Annotated in this window: 15 protein-coding genes and 2 pseudogenes; 5 read left to right on the top strand and 12 right to left on the bottom strand. The window is 70.0% G+C overall.

Translation table 11 applies throughout. The features are described from left to right. Positions 1-37: 37 nt before the first annotated feature. Positions 38-667, bottom strand: coding sequence for a 5'-nucleotidase C-terminal domain-containing protein (locus tag LRS14_RS13965; RefSeq protein WP_257799927.1), 630 nt, complete (start codon positions 665-667; stop codon positions 38-40). 478 nt (positions 668-1145) lie between these two features. Continuing rightward, positions 1146-1883: pseudogene (locus tag LRS14_RS30695) on the bottom strand (metallophosphoesterase); the annotation flags it as partial. 156 nt (positions 1884-2039) lie between these two features. On the opposite strand from LRS14_RS30695, the gene LRS14_RS13955 reads away from it, so the two are divergent. Then, complete coding sequence (locus LRS14_RS13955) at positions 2040-3146, top strand: porin (RefSeq protein ID WP_310740830.1); 1107 nt, start codon at positions 2040-2042, stop codon at positions 3144-3146. A 16-nt stretch (positions 3147-3162) separates the two neighbouring features. Here LRS14_RS13955 and LRS14_RS13950 read toward each other — a convergent pair whose 3' ends face one another. Continuing rightward, complete coding sequence (locus LRS14_RS13950) at positions 3163-4065, bottom strand: recombination-associated protein RdgC (protein ID WP_046113302.1); 903 nt, start codon at positions 4063-4065, stop codon at positions 3163-3165. Between the two features lie 143 nt (positions 4066-4208). Here LRS14_RS13950 and LRS14_RS13945 point away from each other — a divergent pair, with 143 nt between their 5' ends. From LRS14_RS13945 to LRS14_RS13930, 3 genes and pseudogenes are all read left to right on the top strand, one after another. After that, complete coding sequence (locus tag LRS14_RS13945) at positions 4209-5225, top strand: 5'-methylthioadenosine/S-adenosylhomocysteine nucleosidase (RefSeq protein WP_052736304.1); 1017 nt, start codon at positions 4209-4211, stop codon at positions 5223-5225. Between the two features lie 17 nt (positions 5226-5242). After that, a pseudogene (locus tag LRS14_RS30690) lies at positions 5243-6279 on the top strand (purine-nucleoside phosphorylase). Positions 6280-6373: 94 nt separating this feature from the next. Then, the gene (locus tag LRS14_RS13930; protein ID WP_257799924.1) at positions 6374-8590 is read left to right on the top strand and encodes a TonB-dependent receptor; all 2217 of its coding nucleotides are present in this window, start codon (positions 6374-6376) and stop codon (positions 8588-8590) included. On the opposite strand, the gene LRS14_RS13925 is transcribed toward LRS14_RS13930, so the two are convergent. The 9 genes from LRS14_RS13925 to LRS14_RS13885 all read right to left on the bottom strand — a co-directional run bounded on the left by LRS14_RS13925 (position 8587) and on the right by LRS14_RS13885 (position 18727). Continuing rightward, positions 8587-9201, bottom strand: coding sequence for a YigZ family protein (locus LRS14_RS13925; protein WP_257799923.1), 615 nt, complete (start codon positions 9199-9201; stop codon positions 8587-8589). The two genes, LRS14_RS13930 and LRS14_RS13925, sit on opposite strands and share 4 nt — an antisense overlap. A gap of 5 nt (positions 9202-9206) precedes the next feature. Then, positions 9207-10064, bottom strand: coding sequence for an S-formylglutathione hydrolase (gene fghA / locus LRS14_RS13920; RefSeq protein WP_257799922.1), 858 nt, complete (start codon positions 10062-10064; stop codon positions 9207-9209). 13 nt (positions 10065-10077) lie between these two features. Next, complete coding sequence (locus LRS14_RS13915) at positions 10078-11184, bottom strand: S-(hydroxymethyl)glutathione dehydrogenase/class III alcohol dehydrogenase (protein ID WP_046113298.1); 1107 nt, start codon at positions 11182-11184, stop codon at positions 10078-10080. A gap of 79 nt (positions 11185-11263) precedes the next feature. Further along, positions 11264-12223, bottom strand: a complete 960-nt coding sequence (gene gshB, locus LRS14_RS13910) for a glutathione synthase (RefSeq protein WP_257799921.1) — start codon at positions 12221-12223, stop codon at positions 11264-11266. Positions 12224-12237: 14 nt separating this feature from the next. Beyond that, entirely contained in the window at positions 12238-13407 is a 1170-nt protein-coding gene (locus LRS14_RS13905) for a benzoate/H(+) symporter BenE family transporter (protein WP_257799920.1), read from the bottom strand. A 2-nt stretch (positions 13408-13409) separates the two neighbouring features. Next, positions 13410-15248 (bottom strand): potassium transporter Kup, encoded by a 1839-nt coding sequence (locus LRS14_RS13900; RefSeq protein ID WP_259376497.1) that lies wholly within the window; start codon positions 15246-15248, stop codon positions 13410-13412. Positions 15249-15375: 127 nt separating this feature from the next. Further along, on the bottom strand, positions 15376-16668 hold the full coding sequence (gshA, locus tag LRS14_RS13895) for a glutamate--cysteine ligase (protein ID WP_046113295.1): 1293 nt from the start codon (positions 16666-16668) through the stop codon (positions 15376-15378). A 154-nt stretch (positions 16669-16822) separates the two neighbouring features. Beyond that, positions 16823-18361 (bottom strand): ammonium transporter, encoded by a 1539-nt coding sequence (gene amt, locus LRS14_RS13890; RefSeq protein ID WP_046113294.1) that lies wholly within the window; start codon positions 18359-18361, stop codon positions 16823-16825. 27 nt (positions 18362-18388) lie between these two features. Beyond that, positions 18389-18727: a P-II family nitrogen regulator gene (locus LRS14_RS13885; protein WP_046113293.1), complete on the bottom strand. Its 339-nt coding sequence runs from the start codon at positions 18725-18727 to the stop codon at positions 18389-18391. Positions 18728-19084: 357 nt separating this feature from the next. Here LRS14_RS13885 and LRS14_RS13880 point away from each other — a divergent pair, with 357 nt between their 5' ends. After that, entirely contained in the window at positions 19085-20611 is a 1527-nt protein-coding gene (locus LRS14_RS13880) for a YifB family Mg chelatase-like AAA ATPase (protein ID WP_257799919.1), read from the top strand. Positions 20612-20619: the final 8 nt, after the last annotated feature.

The raw sequence follows: 20619 nt of genomic DNA, 5'->3' as shown, positions 1-20619 counted from the left end.
CGCACGCAACGGGGGAGCATACCTGCCGGCCCCTGCCTCAGCGGGCGGAGGGCGGTAGGCGGTGCGAATACTCGTCGGGCGGCACCGGCCGCAGCGCGCCGCGGGCGCGGATGAAGTCGACGAAGGTCTGGGTGTAGTACAGGCCCGTGTCCACCCAGCGCGTGGGGTCGGCATGCACCCGGCCCAGCGTGGCATAGCCGTCCTTGCCGCCGGCGATGTAGTCGTTGGTCATCACCACGTAGCGGCCTTCGGGCTGCAGCGGCAGCCAGCGTCCGGTGGCCCGGTCGCGCACTTCCAGCGCGGTGAAGCGGCGGCCGCGCGGCTGGTTCAGGTCGAGCGACCAGCGCAGCCCGGCGGCGTAGGGATGCGAGCCGTCGGAGCCGCGAACGCCGTTGACCGGGTCGCGGTGGAAGGACACCGCGTCTTCCAGCAGGGCAGCCACTTCCGCGCCGGTGAGTTCCATCTCCACCAGCGTGTTGGCGAAAGGCAGCACGCGGTAGGCGGTGTCGTAGCTGAGCGTGCCCGGCGCAATGGACGTGCGCACACCACCGGCGTTCTGCAGCGCGAAGTGCGCGCGGCGCGACGCCTGCAGGAAGGCCTGGGCCACCACCTGGGCGGTGTCGCTGCCCTGCGGCCCGCAGCCCGAACCGGGCGTGCCGCCCGGCACCCGCTCGTGGCACAGGCCGGCCGGCGCCTCGCCAAGCCGCTCGCGCAGGCGTTCCCCCCAGCTGCCGGACGTAGCCGGCCACCACGGCCTCGGCGGCTGGGTCGGGCGGCAACACCTGCCATTCGGGTGAGCGGGCCAGGATGTCGCGCACCGCGCGGGCCTCGGGCGCCGGCAGGGCGGCCCAGCGGCCGGCCGCGTCTTGCCGCTGCACGGTCTCGCCGATCGGCAGCACCAGGCGGCCACCGCAGGCGGTGACGCGGCCCGTGGCGTCGAAGGTGACGTCCAGCGCGCCGACCGCCTTGGCGTATTCCCACGCCTGCACCACGCACACCGGCGCGCCGTCGGCGTTGGTGGCCTGGAGCGGATAGGGACCGGCGGGCTTCAGGCCGGACTCGGCCAGGCCCGGTGAGGCCAGCAGCGTGTGCGAGTCGCCGCCCACCACCACGTCGACCTCCGGCAGCCGGCGCACCAGCGCCAGGTCGTTCTGCAGGCCGAGGTGCGTTGCCAGCACGATGTGGCGCACACCCTGCGCACGCAGCGCCGCCACGGCCTCGGCCGCGGCGTCCACTTCCTCCAGGAAGACGGTGCTGGGCAGCGGCTGCGACGAAGCGAGCGTCTTGCCCTTGATCGTCAGCCCGACGATGCCCACGCGCACGCCGCCAACGGAGCGCACCACGTATGGCTGCAGCAAGGCCGGCCCGCCCCCGGGCGCCAGCGGGGTGCCGGCTGCCGGCCGCACGTTGGCCGACAGCACCGCCGTGCCGCAGCGGCCGTCGGCGCGCAGGGCGTCGAGGAAGCGGCGCAGCGCCGCATCGCCTTCGTCGAACTCATGGTTGCCGAGCGTGAACGTGTCGAAGCAGCCGAGGTTCATCACCTGCGCATCGGCCGCGCCGCCGAACACCGTATGGAACAGCGTGCCGGTGAGCGCGTCGCCGGCATGGATCTTCAGCAGCGGCCGGCCGTCGTCCAGCTGCCGCATTGCGGACACCACGCGCGGCATGCCGCCGAGTTCCACCCGCGTGAGCAGGCCCTCCACCGTGAGGTCGAAGCCGCGCTGCGGCTCGAGGTTCGCATGGTGGTCGTTGATGTGGACGATGCGCAGCTTGAATGGCTCGGCAGGGGGCAACGTCGCGCATCCCGCGAGCAGCGTGAACAGGGCGGCGACGACAGGCCGGGCCAGGCGGCGCAACAGGGGGCTGGGAAGAAGGTCGGTCACGGTCGGGCACCAAGCAGTGGGTCCGGCGGCGCAGCAAGATTGATGCAAGCCGCAAGCATCAGCGCCTCGGTGTCATTTCCATCATTGATGGAACGCTTCTTGCGCAGTTGAAGGCTCGCGGCAGTTCTCCTCCCCACCCTTCTCCTCCTGTCCACGATGCGCTTCGAGCAACGAATCCTCCGGTTCCTGGCCGGCATGCTGACCTGCGCGGCCGCCCTGCCGGTCGTCGCCCAACAGATGACGATTTCCGGCCGCATCGACCTGGCGCTGCGCCAGGTCGACAACGGCCCCGACACCACCCGCCTGATGCAGCGCGAGGGCGCGCGCAGCAGCAAGCTGTCGGTCCAAGGCAGCGACGACCTGGGCAACGGCTGGAAGGCGGGCTTCGTGCTGGAGAGCCAGCTCCGTGCCGACACCGGCACTTCCGCCTCCACCTTCTGGGAGCGGCAGAGCATCGTGCGCCTGTGGGGCCCGGTCGGCGAGCTGCGCCTGGGCCGCGACTTCGCGCTGCAGAACTCGATCGGCGGCGACTTCGACGCACTCAACGGCAAGGGCGTGGGTAACGTGATGAACCTGGCCACCCCGTTCAACTTCTCCAATGCCGCCACCTACACCCGCGTGAACAACGCGGTGTCGTACATCACGCCGGCCTGGCAGGGCCTGCATGCGCAGCTCCAGGCCGCACCCTCCGAAGGCAGCAGCGGCCACCGGCATGTGGCAGCGGGCCTGTTCTACCGGCAACCTGCCACCGAGGCGCGCCTGACCTGGGGTCGCACGACGGTGGACCGGGTGGCGCGGGTCGATCCGCTGTCCGGTGCCAGCCGCAAGGTGGCGGCGAAGGGCCACTTCGACTATGGCGCGCTGGGCCTGTCGCACGACTTCGGGCCGGTGCGGCTGCTCGGCTCGGTGATGTACTGGCGCAGCGCGCAGGAGGTCTCCAGCGGGCAGCACCGCACGCAGCGCAACCTGAACCTGGGCGCGATGGTGCCGGTGGGTCCGGCCGGCAGCCTCAACGTCGCGTGGACGGCGGCCGACCGCTCGGGGATGGGCAGCGACGACCAGGGCGCCCGGCAGCTGGGCCTGCAGTACGTGCACAAGCTCTCCAGGCACACGCTGCTGTACGGCAGCGTTGCGCGGCTGACGCAATCGGCATTGGCGGCGGCGGACACCGCCCCGGACGGCGCCCGCTACAACATCGACGGCACCACCGTCCTCAGCCGCCGCGGTGGCGGCTTCGACCTGGGCGTGGTGCACGCCTTTTGAGCGCGCCCGCGGCGCTTCAGAGCGCCATGGTGTGCTCGCCGCCCAGCGCTTCCAGCAGGTCGGGGATCAGCTGGCGCAGTTCGCCGGTGGCGATGGCGGCGTCGGCCTCGAAGGCCTCGTCCTTCTCGGCCTTGGGCAGGCCTTCGAACACGCCGTCCAGGAAGGCGATCTTGCGGATCTGGCCGGTATCGCTCAGCACGAAAGACACGCGGCCCTGCCAGGTGAGCGCCAGCCGCGTCGGCAGCTTGCCGCCGGCGATGTGCTGGCGCACCTCGTCGATGTCCAGCGCGTGGCGGGCATAGCGCACCACCGACTTCATCTCGTCGGGCGACTTCAGCTCGCATTCGCGGTCGATGCTGAAGCTGGCCGGCGGCTCGGTGCCGGCCAGCCAGGCCGACATCACCGCGGCGGGCGTCTCGGCGGTCTGCAGCAGCGTCACGCCCAGGCCTTCGGCGGCCTTGACCAGCTGCGTCACCACCTCGTCGGCGCGGTTGGCGCTGCCGCTGTCCACGGCCATCAGCCGCTGCTCGGGGTCGATCCACACCTGCACCGCGGCCCGCTTGGCGAAGGCCTGCGGCAGCAGCTCATGCAGCGCGTCCTCCTTCAGCTCCTTCATCTGCTTCTTGCCGGGCTTGCGGCCGGTCTGCTGCTCGATCTGCGCGGCCATGTCCTCGGCGCGGCGGCGCACCACCGCGCCCGGCACGGCCTTCTGCTCCACCTGCAGCTTGAGCAGCCAGTGGCCGTCCACCACCTCCAGCAGCGGCGCATGGGCCACGCCGCGCGGCTCCACCCAGCCGGCCGACATCGGTTGCGTGGGCGTGCAGGGCACGAAACGCATCTTGTCCAGCGCCGCTTCCAGCTGCACGGGGTCGGCCGCCCATTCGGGCGCGATGCGATAGACGATCAGGTTCTTGAACACGTGGGAAAGGGCAAGGCGAAAAACCGCGGATTGTCCGCTGGCCGCACTCCGCGGCCAGCGCGGTGCAATGGCATCAATATTGCTGATTTGCGCATCCCCGCCGAACACCGCCGACCCTTCACCACCACCGCCCGGAGACCTTCTTGCGCCGCCTTCCCACCCTGCTTCTCGCGCTGCTGGCCAGCGCCTTCACCGCCCCGGCCCAGGCCGCTGCCCCGGCCCGCTGCCTGACCGAATGCACGCCGCGCATCGGCATCGTCTCGGCCTTCGGTGCGGAGGCCGACATCCTGGTGGCCCAGACCACCGGCAAGCGCACGCACACCATCAACGGCAACCGCTTCACCACCGGCACGCTGCGCGGCAACCGCGTCGTCATCGTGCTCAGCGGCGTGAGCATGATCAATTCGACGATGGTCACGCAGCTGATGCTCGACCACTTCCGGGTGCAGCGGCTGATCATGAGCGGCATCGCCGGCGGCGTGAACCCGGCCCACCATGTGGGGGACGTGACGGTGCCCGACCGCTGGGTGATGCCGATGGAAGTGTTCTGGAATGCGAACGACCAGGTGCCCGCCGCCTGCGGTGCACCGGGCGACGTGTCCTGCCTCGGCCTGTCGCTGGCGAAGAAGCCCGATGGCCAGCCGATGCCCGCCTACCAGGGCTGGTTCCTGCGCGAGAACTTCGTGATGAACGCCATCAGCGCGCCCAAGGGCGAGTTCCGATTCGACTATCCCGTCGACCCCGACATGCTGGCCGTGGCGCAGTCCCTGAAGCCCTCGCTGCAGCGCTGCGGCCCCAAGGCCGCCGCCGGCGGCACCGTGGACGAGAAGCAGTGCGTGCGCCAGCAGCCCAAGCTGGTGGTGGGCGGCACCGGCGTTTCGGGCACCGCCTTCCTGGCCAATGCGTCCTACCGCCGCTACCTGTTCGACAACCTGAACGCCCAGGTGGTCGAGATGGAGACGGCCGCGCTGGCCCACGTGGCCTATGCCAACCGCGTGCCCTACATCGCCATGCGCAGCGTGAGCGACCTGGCGGGCGCGGAGGAATTCAATGCCGACGTGGCTGCGCTGTTCTCCAGCGGCCTGGCCGAAGCCAATGAAGCCGCCGTCACCCTGTCCTTCCTCGAAGCCTGGGCGGCCCGCCGCAAGGCCGCCCGCTGACCGCACCGCACCTGCCCATGAAGACACTGCCCAAGCTCACCCTCCTGGCCGCGGCCCTCACGCTGGCCACGCCGCTGCTGGCCCAGACCGCGGCGGCACCGCGGCCGATCAAGGCCGTGGTCATCACCATGTTCGCACCCGAGGCCGAAGGCTGGGTGAAGCCGTTCAAGCTGGACGAGCGCATCCCGGTGCCGGGCCTGTTTCCCGACTACCCGGCCATCCAGTGCAACACCGACGACGTGTGCCTGCTGACCACCGGCATGGGCCATGCCAATGCCGCGGCCTCCACGCTGGCGCTGACGCTGGACCCGCGCTTTGACTTCACCCGCACCTGGTTCCTCATCGCCGGCATTGCCGGCATCGACCCGCAGCAGGGCACGCTGGGCACCGCGGCCTGGGCGCGCTGGCTGATCGACTTCGGCATCGCGCACGAGATCGATGCACGCGAGATGCCCAGGGCTGGTCCACCGGCTACTACGGCCTGCTCACCAAGGGCCCCGGCGAGAAGCCCAAGTTCGAGTACCGCACCGAGGCTGCCCGGCTGGACGAAGCCCTGCTGCAGAAGGCCCTGGCCTTGACCCGCGGCCTGCCGCTGGCCGACAGCCCCGAGGCCGCGGCCTACCGCGCCAAGTACAAGGAGCCTGCCGCGCGGGCCAAGCCGCAGGTGACGCAGTGCGACACGCTGGGCGGCGACACCTGGTGGCACGGCCACCGGCTGGGCACGCACGCACGCGACTGGAGCAAGCTGCTCAGCGACGGCCAGGCCACCTACTGCACCACGCAACAGGAGGACAACGCCACCTACAACGCGCTGGAGCGTGCGGCCGCCGCAGGCAAGGTGGACCTCAAGCGGCTGGCGGTGCTGCGCGCCGGCTCCAACTTCGACCGCCCGCACCCGGGGCAGACGGCGCATGCCTCGCTCACCGCGTCCCATTCGGGCCAGACCGGCGGCTTCATGCCCGCGCTGCAGAACCTGCAGACGGTGGGCGGCACGCTGGTGCGCGACATCGTGGCGAACTGGCCGCAGTGGCGCGAGGGCGTGCCCAAGCCTTGAGCGGTGCACAGGGTGCTGCCGCACCCTGTTTTGAGGCACGCCGACAGGCATGGGCCTTGCGGTTCCCACGGGCAAACCATCCCTGGAGGAACCCTTGCCCACTGCCCGCCGTATCGCCAGCCGCCGCACCGGCTTCCAGTTCGCCCCCCTGTCCGCCGCGCTGCTGCTGGCCTTGCCGGCGCTGGCGCAGGAGGCCCCCAAGCTGGAATCGGTGACCGTCACCGCCGAGCGCCGGGCCGAGAACATCAAGGACGTGCCCAGCTCGGTATCCACGATCTCGGGCGAGGTGCTGGACGTGCTCAATTCCAGCGGCCAGGACGTGCGTGTGCTGTCGGGCCGCGTGCCCAGCCTGAACATCGAGTCGTCCTTCGGCCGGGCCTTTCCGCGCTTCTACATCCGCGGCTACGGCAACACCGACTTTCGGCTGAATGCCTCGCAGCCGGTCTCGCTCATCTACGACGACGTGGTGCAGGAGAACCCGATCCTGAAGGGCTTCCCCGCCTTCGACCTGGAACGCATCGAGGTGCTGGCCGGGCCGCAGGGCACGCTGTTCGGCCGCAACACGCCGGCCGGCGTGGTGAAGTTCAATTCGGTGCGTCCTTCGCAGAAGCAGGAGGGCTACTTCAGCGGCAGTGTGGGCAGCGACAGCGCGGTGAACCTGGAAGGTGCGTTCAACCTGCCGCTGACCGGCGCCTGGTCGGCGCGGGTGTCGGCCCTGGCGCAGCGCCGCGACGACTGGGTGAGCAACACCCAGTCCACCGGCACGCAGGACCTCGAGGGCTACCGCGACCGTGCGGTGCGGCTGCAGGCGCTGTATGAGCCCAGCAAGGACTTCAGCGCGCTGTTCAACGTGCACAACCGCGACCTCTCGGGCAGCGCGCGGCTGTTCCGCGCCAACATCATCCGGCCCGGCAGCAACGGCCTGGTCGATGGCTTCGACCCGGACAAGGTGAGCATCGACGGCATCAACGAGCAGACCCTGTCCAACACCGGCGGCAGCGTGCGGCTGAAGTTCGGCCTGCCGGGCATGGCGCTGTACTCCATCACCGGCTACGAGACGCTGAGCAGCTTCAGCCGCGGCGACGTGGACGGTGGCTTCGGCGCCGGTCCGGCGGCCGAGCCGGCGCCGATCCCCTTCCCGTCCGAGACGGCCGACGCGCTGCGCGACCACCGGCAGGTGTCGCAGGAGTTCCGGCTGGAATCGGCCACCGACGCGCCGCTGCAATGGCAGACCGGCCTGTACTTCTTCAACGAGAAGTACCGCATGCTGAGCTCGGGCTACGACTCCACCGCCGCCGGCAACCCCAAGATCAGCCAGACCGAGACCACGCAGGAAAACAAGGCCTGGGCGGCCTTCGGCTCCCTGAGCTACGCGGTGAGCCCGCGGCTGAAGCTGCGCGGCGGCCTGCGCTACACCCATGACAAGAAGGAGTTGGGCACCGCGCCGGATGCGTCGCTGAACACCGCCAACGGCCTGGCGATGGACACCAGCGACTCCAAGACCAACTGGGACGCCAGCGCCACCTATGCCCTCACGCCCGACGTGAACGTGTATGCCCGCGTGGCCACCGGGTTCCGCGGCGCCAGCATCCAGCCGGCCTCGGCCTTCGCGCCGATGTCCTCGGCCGCGCCGGAGACCAACACCTCATACGAAGCCGGGGTCAAGGCCGACCTGTTCGACCGCCGCGCGCGCCTGTCGGCCAGCGTGTTCCGCTACACGGTGAAGGACCAGCAGCTCACCGCGGTGGGCGGCACCGACAACGCCAACATCCTGGTGAGTGCCAAGAAGTCGCAGGGCCAGGGCGTGGAGATGAACCTCACCGCCTACCTCACCGACAACCTGCTGCTGGGCCTGTCGGGCAGCTACAACCACACCAAGATCAAGGACGGCAACCTGCAGGTGTTCGGCTGCGGCGGCGGCTGCACCGTCACCGACCCGGCGGGCACCGTGGCCGGCTCGTACAACATCGACGGCAACCCGCTGCCCAACGCGCCCAAGTGGATCGGCAACATCAACCTGCGCTACAGCGTGCCTACCGCCACCGGCGAGTGGTATGTGTTCACCGACTGGTCGTACCGCAGCAAGGTCAACTTCTTCCTGTACGAATCGAAGGAGTTCACCGGCAAGTCGCTGCTGGAAGGCGGCGTGCGCCTGGGCTACATCTGGGGCAACGGCAAGTACGAAGCCGCGGTGTTCGGCCGCAACATCACCGACAAGGTGGTGGCCACGGGCGCGATCGACTTCAACAACCTCACCGGCTTCATCAACGAGCCGCGCACCTGGGGTGCGTCGTTCAAGGCGACGTTCTAGGCCGTGTCGTGAGCACCGCCAGGGCCGGGCTGCGCCCATCGCACCCGGCCCTGGGTCAGGTCTTCGATGCGCTGCCGAAGCGCCTGCACGGCCGGCTCGGTGACGGTGAAGGCCAGCGTCACCTCCATGCCGGGGGACACCTCGCCCAGCGTGGCCTGGGCCGCTTCCAGCTCGCGCCGCAGCGCGCCTTCCATCGCATAAGGCACGGTGCATTGCAGGGCGGCCAGGCGCTCCAGCCGCACACGCTGGGCCGACAGCAGCGCCTGCGCCACCGCATCGGTATAGGCGCGCACGAGCCCGCCGGCGCCGAGCTTCACGCCGCCGAAGTAGCGCACCACGGTGGCCAGCACGCCTTCCAGCTCCTGGTGGCGCAACACCTCCAGCATCGGGCGGCCGGCGGTGCCGCCGGGCTCGCCGTCGTCGTTGGCCGCCGAGTCGCCGCCGGCCAGCAGCGCCCAGCACACATGGGCGGCGGCGGGATGCATCGCGCGCAGTTCAGCCACCCGCTGCAGGGCGCCGGGCCGGTCGCGCATCGGCTCCACGCAGCCGATGAAGCGGCTCTTCTTGATGACCAGCTCGCTTGAAACCGGTGCAGCCAGCGTGAAGGCCACGGCCTTCAGGCGGGGGCGTTGAGCACCGCCGCGTGATGGGCCAGGTGATCGGCGATGAAGCTGCTGATGAAGTAGTAGCCGTGGTCGTAGCCCGCATGCCGGCGCAGCGTCAGCGGCTGGCCGGCGGCCTGGCAGGCGGCCTCGAAGGCCTCGGGGTACAACTGCTCCGCCAGGAATTTGTCGGCCAGGCCCTGGTCGATCAGGATGCCCTGCGGGAACGCGGCCACCGTGCGCTGGGACATCAACACGCTGGCGTCATGCGCCTGCCAGGTGCTGCGGTCAGCGCCCAGGTAGCCGGTGAAGGCCTTGTGGCCCCAGGGGCAGCGCGTGGGCGCGGCGATGGGCGCAAAGGCCGACACCGACTTGAAGCGCCCCGGATGGCGCAGCGCCAGCGTCAGCGCCCCGTGCCCGCCCATCGAGTGGCCGAACAGGCCGGCACGCTGCGCATCGAGCCCGAACGCGGCCGCAGTCTCGGGCAGCAGCTCCTGCATCAGGTAGCTTTCCATGCGCCAGTGGGCGGACCACGGCGCCTCGGTCGCATCGAGGTAGAAGCCGGCGCCGACGCCGAAGTCCCAGGCGTCGGACTCGCCCGGCACGTTGGCGCCCCGCGGGCTGGTGTCGGGCATCAGCAGCGCGATGCCGTGCTGCGCCGCGAAGCGCTGGGCGCCGGCCTTGATGGCGAAGGTTTCTTCGTTGCAGGTGAGGCCGGCGAGATACGTCAACACCGGCACCGTACCCTGCGCGGCCTGCGGCGGCAGGTACAGGCCGAAGCGCATCGGCAGGCCGATCTCGCCCGAATCGTGCCTGTAGAAGCGCTGTTCACCGCCGAAGCAGCCATGCGCGCTGAGCAGTTCGAAGGCCATGCGCTGCTCCCGTTCAGTAGACGACCACCGAGCGAATGGACTCGCCGCGCTTCATCAGGTCGAAGCCTTCGTTGATCTGGTCCAGCTTCAGCGTGTGGGTGATCAGGTCGTCGATGTTGATCTTGCCTTCCATGTACCAGTCGACGATCTTCGGCACGTCGGTGCGGCCGCGGGCGCCGCCGAAGGCGCTGCCCTTCCACACCCGGCCGGTGACCAGCTGGAACGGCCGCGTGCTGATCTCCTGCCCCGCCGCGGCCACGCCGATGATCACGCTCTGGCCCCAGCCGCGGTGGCAGCACTCCAGCGCCTGGCGCATGGTGGTGGTGTTGCCGATGCACTCGAAGCTGTAGTCGGCGCCGCCGTCGGTCAGCTGCACGATCGCGTCCACCACGTTGGGCACGTCCTTCGGGTTGACGAAGTGCGTCATGCCGAACTGGCGCGCCATGGCCTCGCGCTCGGGGTTCAGGTCGACGCCGATGATCTTGTCGGCGCCCACCATCCTGGCGCCCTGGATCACGTTCAGGCCGATGCCGCCCAGGCCGAACACCACCACGCTGGCGCCGGCCTCCACCTTGGCCGTCCACAGCACCGCGCCGATGCCGGTGGTAACGCCGCAGCCGATGTAGCAGACCTTGTCGAACGGCGCGTCCTCGCGGATCTTGGCCAGTGCGATGGCCGGGGCCACGATGTGGTTGGCGAAGGTGCTGGTGCCCATGTAGTGGAACAGCGGCTTGCCGTCGATCGAGAAGCGCGAGGTGCCGTCCGGCATCAGGCCCTTGCCTTGCGTGCCGCGGATGGCGGTGCACAGGTTGGTCTTGCGCGACAGGCAGCTCTTGCACTGCCGGCACTCCGGCGTGTAGAGCGGGATCACGTGGTCGCCGGGCTTGAGCGAGGTGACGCCCGGGCCCACGTCCACCACCACGCCCGCGCCTTCATGGCCGAGGATGGCCGGGAAGATGCCTTCGGGGTCGGCGCCCGACAGCGTGTAGTAGTCGGTGTGGCAGATGCCGGTGGCCTTGATCTCCACCAGCACCTCGCCTTCGCGCGGGCCGTCCAGCGTCACTTCTTCGATGGTGAGCGGGGCTCCGGCCTTCCAGGCAACGGCGGCTTTGGTCTTCATCGGTGGGTCTCCTGCTTCTGCAAACGGAACCGGCCGCTGAAGACGGCCGGCAGGGGTGGGGTGGGCGGCGGGTGCCGCGTCAGGTGCGGGGCGCGGCCACCGCGGCTTCCAGCGCATCGACGAAGCGGGCCGCCACGTCGAAGCCGGTCTGCTGGGTGATCTCCTGGAAGCCGGTGGGGCTGGTGACGTTGATCTCGGTGACGCAGTCGCCGATCACGTCCAGGCCGACGAACAGCAGGCCGCGCGCGGCCAGCACCGGGCCGATGGCCTCGGCGATCTCGCGGTCGCGCGCCGACAGCGGCTGGGCCACGCCCTTGCCGCCCACGGCCATGTTGCCGCGGATCTCGCTGCCCTGCGGAATGCGCGCCAGTGCATGCGGGATGGGCTGGCCGTCGATCAGGATGATGCGCTTGTCGCCCTGCACGATCTCGGGCAGGTACTTCTGCACCATCACCGTGGTGTGGCCGTGCTGGTTCAGCGTCTCGATGATGGAGCCGAGGTTCAGGCCGTCGGCACCCACGCGGAAGATGCCCATGCCGCCCATGCCGTCCAGCGGCTTCAGGATGATGTCCTGGTGCTCCGCATGGAAGTCGCGGATGGCCTGCGCATCACGCGTGACCAGCGTGGGGCCGATCACGTCGGGAAACTCCAGGATGGCCAGCTTCTCGGGATGGTCGCGCAGCGCCCGCGGGCTGTTGAGCACCCGCGCGCCCTCGCGCTCGGCCTGCTCCAGCAGGTGGGTGGCGTAGAAGTACTCGCTGTCGAAGGGCGGGTCCTTGCGCATCAGCACCGCATCCACCGCAGCCAGTTCCACGGTGGCCTGCTCGGCCACCTGGAACCAGGCATAGGCATCGCCGGTGAGCGTGATGCGGCGAGCACCGCGGGCCACCACCCTGGCACCGCGCTGCCAGGCCAGGCCGCGCTGCTCGCAGGCCCAGATCGCATGGCCGCGGCGGGCGGCCTCGCGCATCATCGCGAAGGTGGTGTCCTTGGCGGTCTTGAAGACCTCCAGCGGGTCGGCAACGAACAGCAGATCCATGGGGCGCAGACGGGTCAGCGGGCGGGGCGCCAGTGTTGCACAGCCAGCGCCAGGCCGCCGGCCACCACGCCCCAGAAGGCCGATGCCACGCCGAACAGGCTGAGCCCGCTGGCCGTCACCAGGAAGGTGATGAGCGCGGCCTCGCGGCTGGCGTCGTCCTTCATCGCCACCGACAGCCCGCTGCCAATGGTGCCCAGCAGCGCGAAGCCGGCCACGGCCAGCACCAGTTCCTTCGGGAAGGCGGCGATCAGGCCCACCACCGCGCCGCCCAGCAGGCCGATGGCGATGTAGAAGCCCCCGGCCGCCACCGCGGCCATGTAGCGCCGGCGCGGGTCCTCATGCGCCTCGCGCCCCATGCAGATGGCCGCGGTGATGGCCGCCAGGTTGAAGGCGAAGCCGCCGAACGGTGCCAGCAGCAGGCTGGCCAGGCCGGTGACGGCGATCACCGGCGACACCGGCGTGTCGTAGCCCGCGGCCCGCTGCGCCGCCACGCCGGGCAGGTTCTGCGAGGCCATGGTCACCACGAACAGCGGCAGCGCGATGCCCACCAGCCCGCCAAGGCTGAACGCCGGCGCGGTGAACACCGGCATCGCCGGCGCCCAGGAGATGCCCTCCAGGTGCAGCAGCCCGCGCCAGGCCGCCACCGCGATGCCCACCGCCAGCACGCCGGGCACCGCATAGCGCGGCCAGCCGCGGCGGCCGGCCAGGTAGGCCAGCAGCATGCACAGCACCAGCGTGAACTCGGTGCGCAGCGACAGGAAGGCATCGAATGCAAAGCGCGCCAGCACCCCGGCCAGCAGCGCCGCGGCCAGCGCCTGCGGAATGCGGTCCATCGCCCGGCGGAAGGCGCCGGTGGCACCGGCCAGCGCGATGAGCAGCCCGCACAGCATGAAGGCACCCACCGCTTCGCCCATCGAGCGGCCCGCGCCAGCGGTGACCAGCAGCGCCGCGCCCGGCGTGGACCAGGCGGTGAGCACCGGCTGCCGGTACCACAGCGACAGGCCGGCGCTGGTCAGGCCCATGCCCAGGCCCAGCGCCCACATCCACGACGTGAGCTGCGCCGGCGTGGCGCCCAGGCTGGCGGCCGCCTGGAACACGATCACCACCGAGCTGGTGAAGCCCACCAGCACCGCCACGAAGCCGGCGACCGTCGCGCTCAGCGACGCGTCACGCAGAAAGCGCATGCTCAAATTTCGACCTTGGAGCCAAGCTCCACGATGCGGTTGGCCGGCAGGTGCAGGAAGTCGGCCGCGGCCGCGGCATTGCGGTGCATGTTGGCGAACAGCTTCTCGCGCCACATCGCCATGCCCTGGCCGATGCTGGGCACCACGATGTCGCGGCTGAGGAAGTAGCTGGTCTCCATCTCGTCCAGCGGCACCCCGCGGCCGGCCAGCAGCTTCAGCGCCTCGGGCACGTCGGGGTCGTTCTTGAAGCCGAAGTGCAGCAGCACCGACCAGCAGTCGTGGCCCAGCGGCGTCATCTCCAGCCGGCGGCCGAAGCCGATCCACGGCACCTCGTGGTTCTGCACCGACACGAACAGGTTGTACTCGTGCAGCACCTTGTTGTGCTTGAGGTTGTGCATCAGCGCATTGGGCACGATGGTGGGGTCGGCCGCCAGGAACACGGCCGTGCCCTGCACCCGCGTGGGCGGGCTGATGAACACCGACTCGAGGAAGCTCTTGAGGTCGATGGCGTCGTCGCGCAGGCGCTCCGCCACCAGCTGGCGGCCGCGCATCCAGGTCGTCATCAGCGTGAACATGCCCAGGCCGATGACGATCGGGAACCAGCCGCCGGAGAAGAATTTCAGCAGGTTGGACGCGAAGAAGGTGACGTCGATGATGAAGAAGAAGCCGGTGGCCAGCAGGCACAGCGGCAGCGAGTACTTCCAGCCGTAGCGGATGACGTAGAAGGTCATCACGGTGGTGATGGTCATGTCCAGCGTGACCGCGATGCCGTAGGCATGCGCCAGGTTGGACGAGCTGCCGAACAGACCCACCGCCAGCACGATGAGCGCGTACAGCCCCCAGTTGACGAAGGGCACGTAGATCTGCCCCGTGTCGCGCACCGAGGTGTGCTTGATGTACATGCGCGGCAGCAGGCCCATCTGGATGGCCTGCCGCGTGACCGAGAAGGCCGCGGTGATCAGCGCCTGCGAGGCGATGATGGTGGCGCAGGTGGCCAGGCCCACCAGCGGCAGCGCCGCCCACTGCGGCGCCAGCAGGTAGAAGGGGCTGGCCGCCGCCTCGGGCTGCTCCAGCAGCAGCGCGCCCTGGCCGAAGTAGTTCACCACCAGCGCCGGCATCACGAAGCTGTACCAGGCGATGCGGATCGGCTGCTTGCCGAAGTGGCCGAGGTCGGCATACAGCGCCTCGCCGCCGGTGATGCACAGCACCACGGCCCCCAGCGCGATGAAGGCGGTGGTCGGATGCTCGGCGATGAAGCCCATCGCGAACACCGGATTGAGCGCCAGCAGCACATGCGGGTTGCGCAGGATGTGCGGCAGCCCCAGCGCCACCAGCACGATGAACCACACCAGCATCACCGGCCCGAAGAAGCGACCGATGCCGCGCGTGCCGAAGCGCTGCACCGCGAACAGCACGGTGATGAGCAGCAGCGTGACCGGCACCACCACGCCGTGCAGCGCCGGCGCGGCCACCTCCAGGCCCTCCACCGCCGACAGCACCGAGATGGCCGGCGTGATGACGCCGTCGCCGTAGAAGATCGCGGTGCCGAACATGCCCACCAGCAGCAGCGTCTGCCGCAGCGCGGGCCGTTCCTTCACCGCGGTGGTGGCCAGCGCCAGCATGGCGATCAGGCCGCCCTCGCCGTTGTTGTCCGCGCGCAGGATCAGCAGCACGTACTTCAGCGAGACGACGATGGTCATCGTCCAGAAGATCATCGACAGCACGCCCAGCACGTTGTCGTGCGTGACGGGCACGCGCCCTTCGGCGAACACTTCCTTCAGGGCATACAGCGGGCTGGTGCCGATGTCGCCGTAGACGATGCCCAGGGCGGCGAGCGTCAAGGCGGCCAGGGCGGCCGGGGAGCGGTTGGCGTTGTGAGAACCCACGAAGCGGCACCCCACCGGCGGGGGTCGGTCATCGAAACACGGCTATTGTGCTCGCCGGCCGTGCTGCACTGCAGCGCAAACCCTACTCGTAGACCTCGGCGTCCGGGTCGGTGGCTTCCAGCTCGTAGCTGGCGGCCAACATCGCCAGGCGGCCGATCACGCCGTACATGTAGAAGCGGTTGGGCGCGCTGGCCCCCGGCTTGGCGCCGGGCTTGGGCAGCTGGTTGTGCTCGGCGAAGGCCAGCGGCACATAGGAGGCGCCCGGGGTGTTCAGGTTCTCGTCGGTGCCGCGCTCGGCATGCACGCGGTAGAAGCCGCCCACCACGTAGCGGTCGATCATGTAGACCACCGGCTCGGCCACCGCGTCGTGCATGCGCTCGTAGGTGGGCACGCCTTCCTGGATCAGCACCTGCGACACGTGCTGGCCGTCCTTCACCTCGCTGAGCTTGCTGCGCGCGCGGCGGCTCAGCTCGGCCAGTTCCTTGGCGTCGCGCACCATCAGGATGCCCATGCCGTCGGTGCCGTTGTCGGCCTTCACGGCCACGAACGGCTTCTCGTTGATGCCGTATTCCTTGTACTTGCGCCGCACTTTGGCCAGCATGGCGTCGGCCTGCGTCTGCACGCACTCCAGGCCCTCGCCCTCGGTGAAATCGACCTGGCCGCACTGCGCGAACATCGGATTGATCAGCCACGGGTCCATGCCCATCAGCTTGGAGAACTTCTTGGCCACTTCCTCGTAGCTCTGGAAGTGGTTGCTCTTGCGGCGCACCGCCCAGCCCGCATGCAGCGGCGGCAGCAGGTACTGCTCGTGCAGGTTCTCCAGCACATGCGGCAGGCCGGCCGAGAGGTCGTTGTTCAGCAGCACGGTGCAGGGGTCGAAGTCCTTCAGACCGACGCGGCCACGGATGCGCTGCAGCGGCTCCACCGTCAGGTCGCTGCCGTCGGGCAGGGTGATGGTGGTGGGGCCGGTCAGGCTCTCGTCCAGCGAGCCCAGGCGCACGTTCAGCCCGGCCTGGTGGAAGATGTTCTTCAGCCGCTGCACGTTGGCCAGGTAGAAGCTGCCGGTGTGCCGCTCGGGCACCAGCAGCAGGTTCTTGGCCTCGGGGCAGATCTTCTCGATGGCCGCCATCGCGGCCTGCACCGCCAGCGGCAGCATCTCGGGGGTCAGGTTGTGCCAGCCGCCCGGGAACAGGTTGGTGTCCACCGGCGCCAGCTTGAACCCGGCATTGCGCAGGTCCACCGAGGTGTAGAACGGCGGCGTGTGCTCCATCCATTCCAGCCGGAACCAGCGCTCGATGGCGGGCATCGATTCGAGGATGCGCTGCTCGAGTTCGTTGATCGGCCCGGTGAGGGCGGTGATGAGATGCGGAACCATGCTGATCGCCCGTCTGCGCAGAGTGATGATCGATTCTAGGAGTGCGGCAGGTGGGGCCGGCCGGCCGGAACGCCAGGGGCCCCTTCCGCCACGGGCAAAAAAGGGCCGCCCGAAGGCGGCCCAATCGCTCTGTCGATCTGTCTGGCGCAGCGGCTTACTTGCTGTAGGCCGTCTCGCCGTGCGAGGTGATGTCCAGGCCTTCGCGCTCGTCTTCTTCCGGCACGCGCAGGCCGATGGTCAGGTCGACGATCTTGTAGGCGATCACCGAGACCACGCCCGACCACACGATGGTCAGCAGCACCGCCTTGGCCTGCGTCCACACCTGGCCGGCGATGGTGTAGGCGTCCGGGGCGATCATCGCCACCGTGGTCCAGTCGGCCACGGCGCTGGGGCCGCCCAGGTTGGGCGAATTGAACACGCCGGTCAGCAGCGCGCCGACGATGCCGCCCACGCCGTGCACGCCGAACACGTCCAGCGAGTCGTCCGCGCCCAGCATCTTCTTCAGGCCGTTGACGCCCCACAGGCAGGCGAAGCCGGCGATGAAGCCGATGATCAGGCCGCCGGCGATGCCGACGTTGCCGGCCGCCGGCGTGATGGCCACCAGGCCCGCCACGGCGCCCGAGGCGGCACCCAGCATGGACGCCTTGCCGCGCATCAGCGCTTCACCGATGCACCAGGCCAGCACGGCGGCGGCGGTGGCGAACAGCGTGTTGATGAAGGCCAGCGCGGCAAAGCCGTTGGCTTCCAGCGCGGAGCCGGCGTTGAAGCCGAACCAGCCCACCCACAGCAGCGAGGCACCGACCATGGTCAGCGTCAGGCTGTGCGGCGCCATGGATTCACGCCCGTAGCCGATGCGCTTGCCCACCATGTAGGCACCCACCAGGCCGGCGACCGCCGCGTTGATGTGCACCACGGTGCCGCCGGCGAAGTCCAGCGCGCCCCATTGCCAGATCAGGCCGGCCTTGGCGGTCATCGCGTCGGCCACGTCGGCGCCGCTGTAGGCGTCCGGGCCCATCCAGAACCACACCATGTGCGCGATGGGCGTGTAGCTGAAGGTGAACCAGATGGCGGTGAACAGCAGCACGGCCGAGAACTTGATGCGCTCGGCGAAGGCACCGACGATCAGCGCGCAGGTGATGCCGGCGAACGTGGCCTGGAAGGCGGCGAACACGATCTCCGGGATGACCACGCCCTTGCTGAAGGTGGCTGCGTTGGCGAAGGTGCCGGCGGTGTTGTCCCACACGCCCTTCATCATCAGGCGGTCGAAGCCGCCGATGAAGGCATTGCCCTCGGTGAAGGCGAGGCTGTAGCCGTAGATGGCCCACAGCACGACGATCATCGCGAACGTGACCATCACCTGCATCAGCACCGACAGCATGTTCTTGCTGCGCACCAGGCCGCCGTAGAACAGGGCCAGGCCGGGCACGGCCATCATGATGACCAGCAGCGTGGACAGCATCATCCACGAGACGTCGCCCTTGTTGGGAACGGGTGCGGCAGCCGCGGCTTCGGCCGGGGCCGAGGCTGCATCGGCAGCCGGAGCGGCCGCGGCCGGTGCGGCGGCGGCGTCAGAGGCAGCTTCGGCCGGTGCCGTCGCCGCCGGTGCCGAGGCGGCATCAGGCTGCGCCGCGGCCATCCCTCCGATGCCCAGGAGCGACAAGCCCAGGGCCAACGAGACAATCAGTTTTTTCATGGGTGCTTCTTTTAGTGTTGGGCGTCGTCAGAGCGCGTCCTTGCCGGTCTCGCCGGTGCGGATGCGCACCACCTGCTCCAGCGGCGACACGAAGATCTTCCCGTCGCCGATCTTGCCGGTGCGCGCCGAGGCCTCGATGGCCTCGATCACCCGGTCGACGATGGCGTCATCCACCGCCGCCTCGATCTTCACCTTGGGCAGGAAGTCGACGACGTACTCGGCACCCCGATAGAGCTCGGTGTGGCCCTTCTGGCGGCCGAAGCCCTTGACTTCCGTCACCGTGATGCCCTGAACGCCAATGCCGCTCAAGGCCTCACGCACTTCGTCGAGCTTGAACGGCTTGACGATGGCGGTCACCATCTTCATGGTTGCTTTCTCCCGTTGGATCAAAAGGTGTGCCGAACGCCGATGACGACGCCGGTCGAGCAGGACAACTCGCCGCAGACCGGCGATGAAGAGAGCCCCGACCGGTGACGGCCGAGCGACTGAGCAACTTTTTGCAGCTTTTGTGCCAACAAGCCGTTTCGCCCCCCGCGCCCCAGCGCAGGGCACCCGCCGGCACACCGCACCACCAGCCAGCGCCGGCCGCACCAGACGGGTGAATGCGCCGAAAGTGCACCGTTGCGGTGCCAGTTGTTCTGGCGTTTGAGGGCCGGCGGACCATTGGAGAATGGCCGCGTCGCCGTTCGGACACCTGTTGCAACCCCGCCAAGGAGGTCCGGCATGACGCTGGCCATCGTTGCGAGCCGTGCGCTCGACGGGCTCGACGCCCCCGCCGTGCAGGTGGAAGTGCACCTGGCCAATGGCCTGCCGGCCCTCACGCTGGTGGGCCTGGCCGACACCGAGGTGAAGGAGGCGCGCGAGCGGGTGCGCGCCGCCCTGGCGCACAGCGGACTGGGCTTTCCGCATAACAAGCGCATCACGGTCAGCCTGGCGCCGGCCGACCTGCCGAAGGAGTCCGGCCGTTTCGACCTGCCGATCGCACTGGGCATCCTGGCGGCCAACGAGCAGATCGACGCTGCCCGGCTGGCGCGCTACGAGTTCGCCGGCGAGCTGTCGCTGGCCGGCGAGCTGCGGCCGGTGCGTGGCGCCATCGCGCTGGCCTTCGCCGCCCGCCGGGCCGGCGCGCAGCGGGCGCTGGTGCTGCCCTGGGAGAGCGCGCAGCAGGCGGCGCTGGTGGACGGCGTGGTGCTGCATGGCGCACGCCACCTGATGGACGTCGTGGGCGCGTTGCAGCCCGGTGACGAGGCCCAGCCGCTGCCACGCGCCGAACGCAGCCCGCCGGGCCCCGCGTCGCCCGGGCCCGACCTGCGCGACGTGCGTGGGCAGGCGGCGGCCAAACGGGTGCTGGAGGTGGCGGCCGCCGGCGGCCACAGCCTGTTGATGATCGGCGCGCCGGGCACCGGCAAGTCGATGCTGGCGCAGCGGCTGCCCGGCCTGCTGCCGCCGATGGACGAGGACGAGGCGCTGGCCAGCGCGGCGATCGCCAGCCTGGGCAGCAAGGGTTTCGACCTGGCGCGCTGGCGGGTGCGGCCGGTGCGTGCGCCGCACCATTCGGCCAGTGCGGCGGCCCTGGTGGGCGGCGGATCACCACCGCGGCCAGGAGAGATTTCGCTGGCGCACGGGGGCGTGCTGTTCCTGGATGAACTGCCGGAGTTCCCGCGCCTGGCGCTGGAAGCGTTGCGCGAGCCGCTGGAAACCGGCCGTATCACCCTGTCGCGCGCGGCGCGGCAGGCTACCTACCCCGCCCGGTTCCAACTGGTGGCGGCGATGAACCCCTGCCCCTGCGGCTTTCTCGGCACGCCGGCGGGGCAGCTGCGGCAGTGCCGCTGCACGCCCGACCAGGTGGCGCGCTACCAGGGCCGGCTGTCCGGCCCGCTGCTGGACCGCATCGACCTGCAGGTGGAGGTACCCACCATGGCGCCGGCCGAGCTGATGCGCGCGCCGGAGGGCGAGCCCAGCGCCGCCGTGGCCGCGCGGGTCGCGCTGGCGCGCGAGCGGCAGCTGCGCCGGCAGGGACGCATCAACGCCGAGCTGGAAGCCGCCGACGTGCCGCTGCACTGCCAGCCCGACGCCGCCGCAGCCGCGCTGCTGCAGCGCGCCGCCGAGCGCCTGGGCTGGTCCGGCCGCGGCCTGCACCGCAGCCTGCGCGTGGCCCGCACGCTGGCCGACCTGGCAGGGGCCGACGCGATCGGCGTGGCGGAGATGGCCGAGGCGCTGCAGTACCGGACGTCGGTGGTGGGGCGCTGAGCCCGTGG

It is taken from the genome of Aquincola sp. J276, assembly GCF_024700035.1.
Classification (GTDB): Bacteria; Pseudomonadota; Gammaproteobacteria; order Burkholderiales; family Burkholderiaceae_C; genus Aquincola; species Aquincola tertiaricarbonis.
This window is presented reverse-complemented; position numbering and strand designations above follow the sequence as displayed.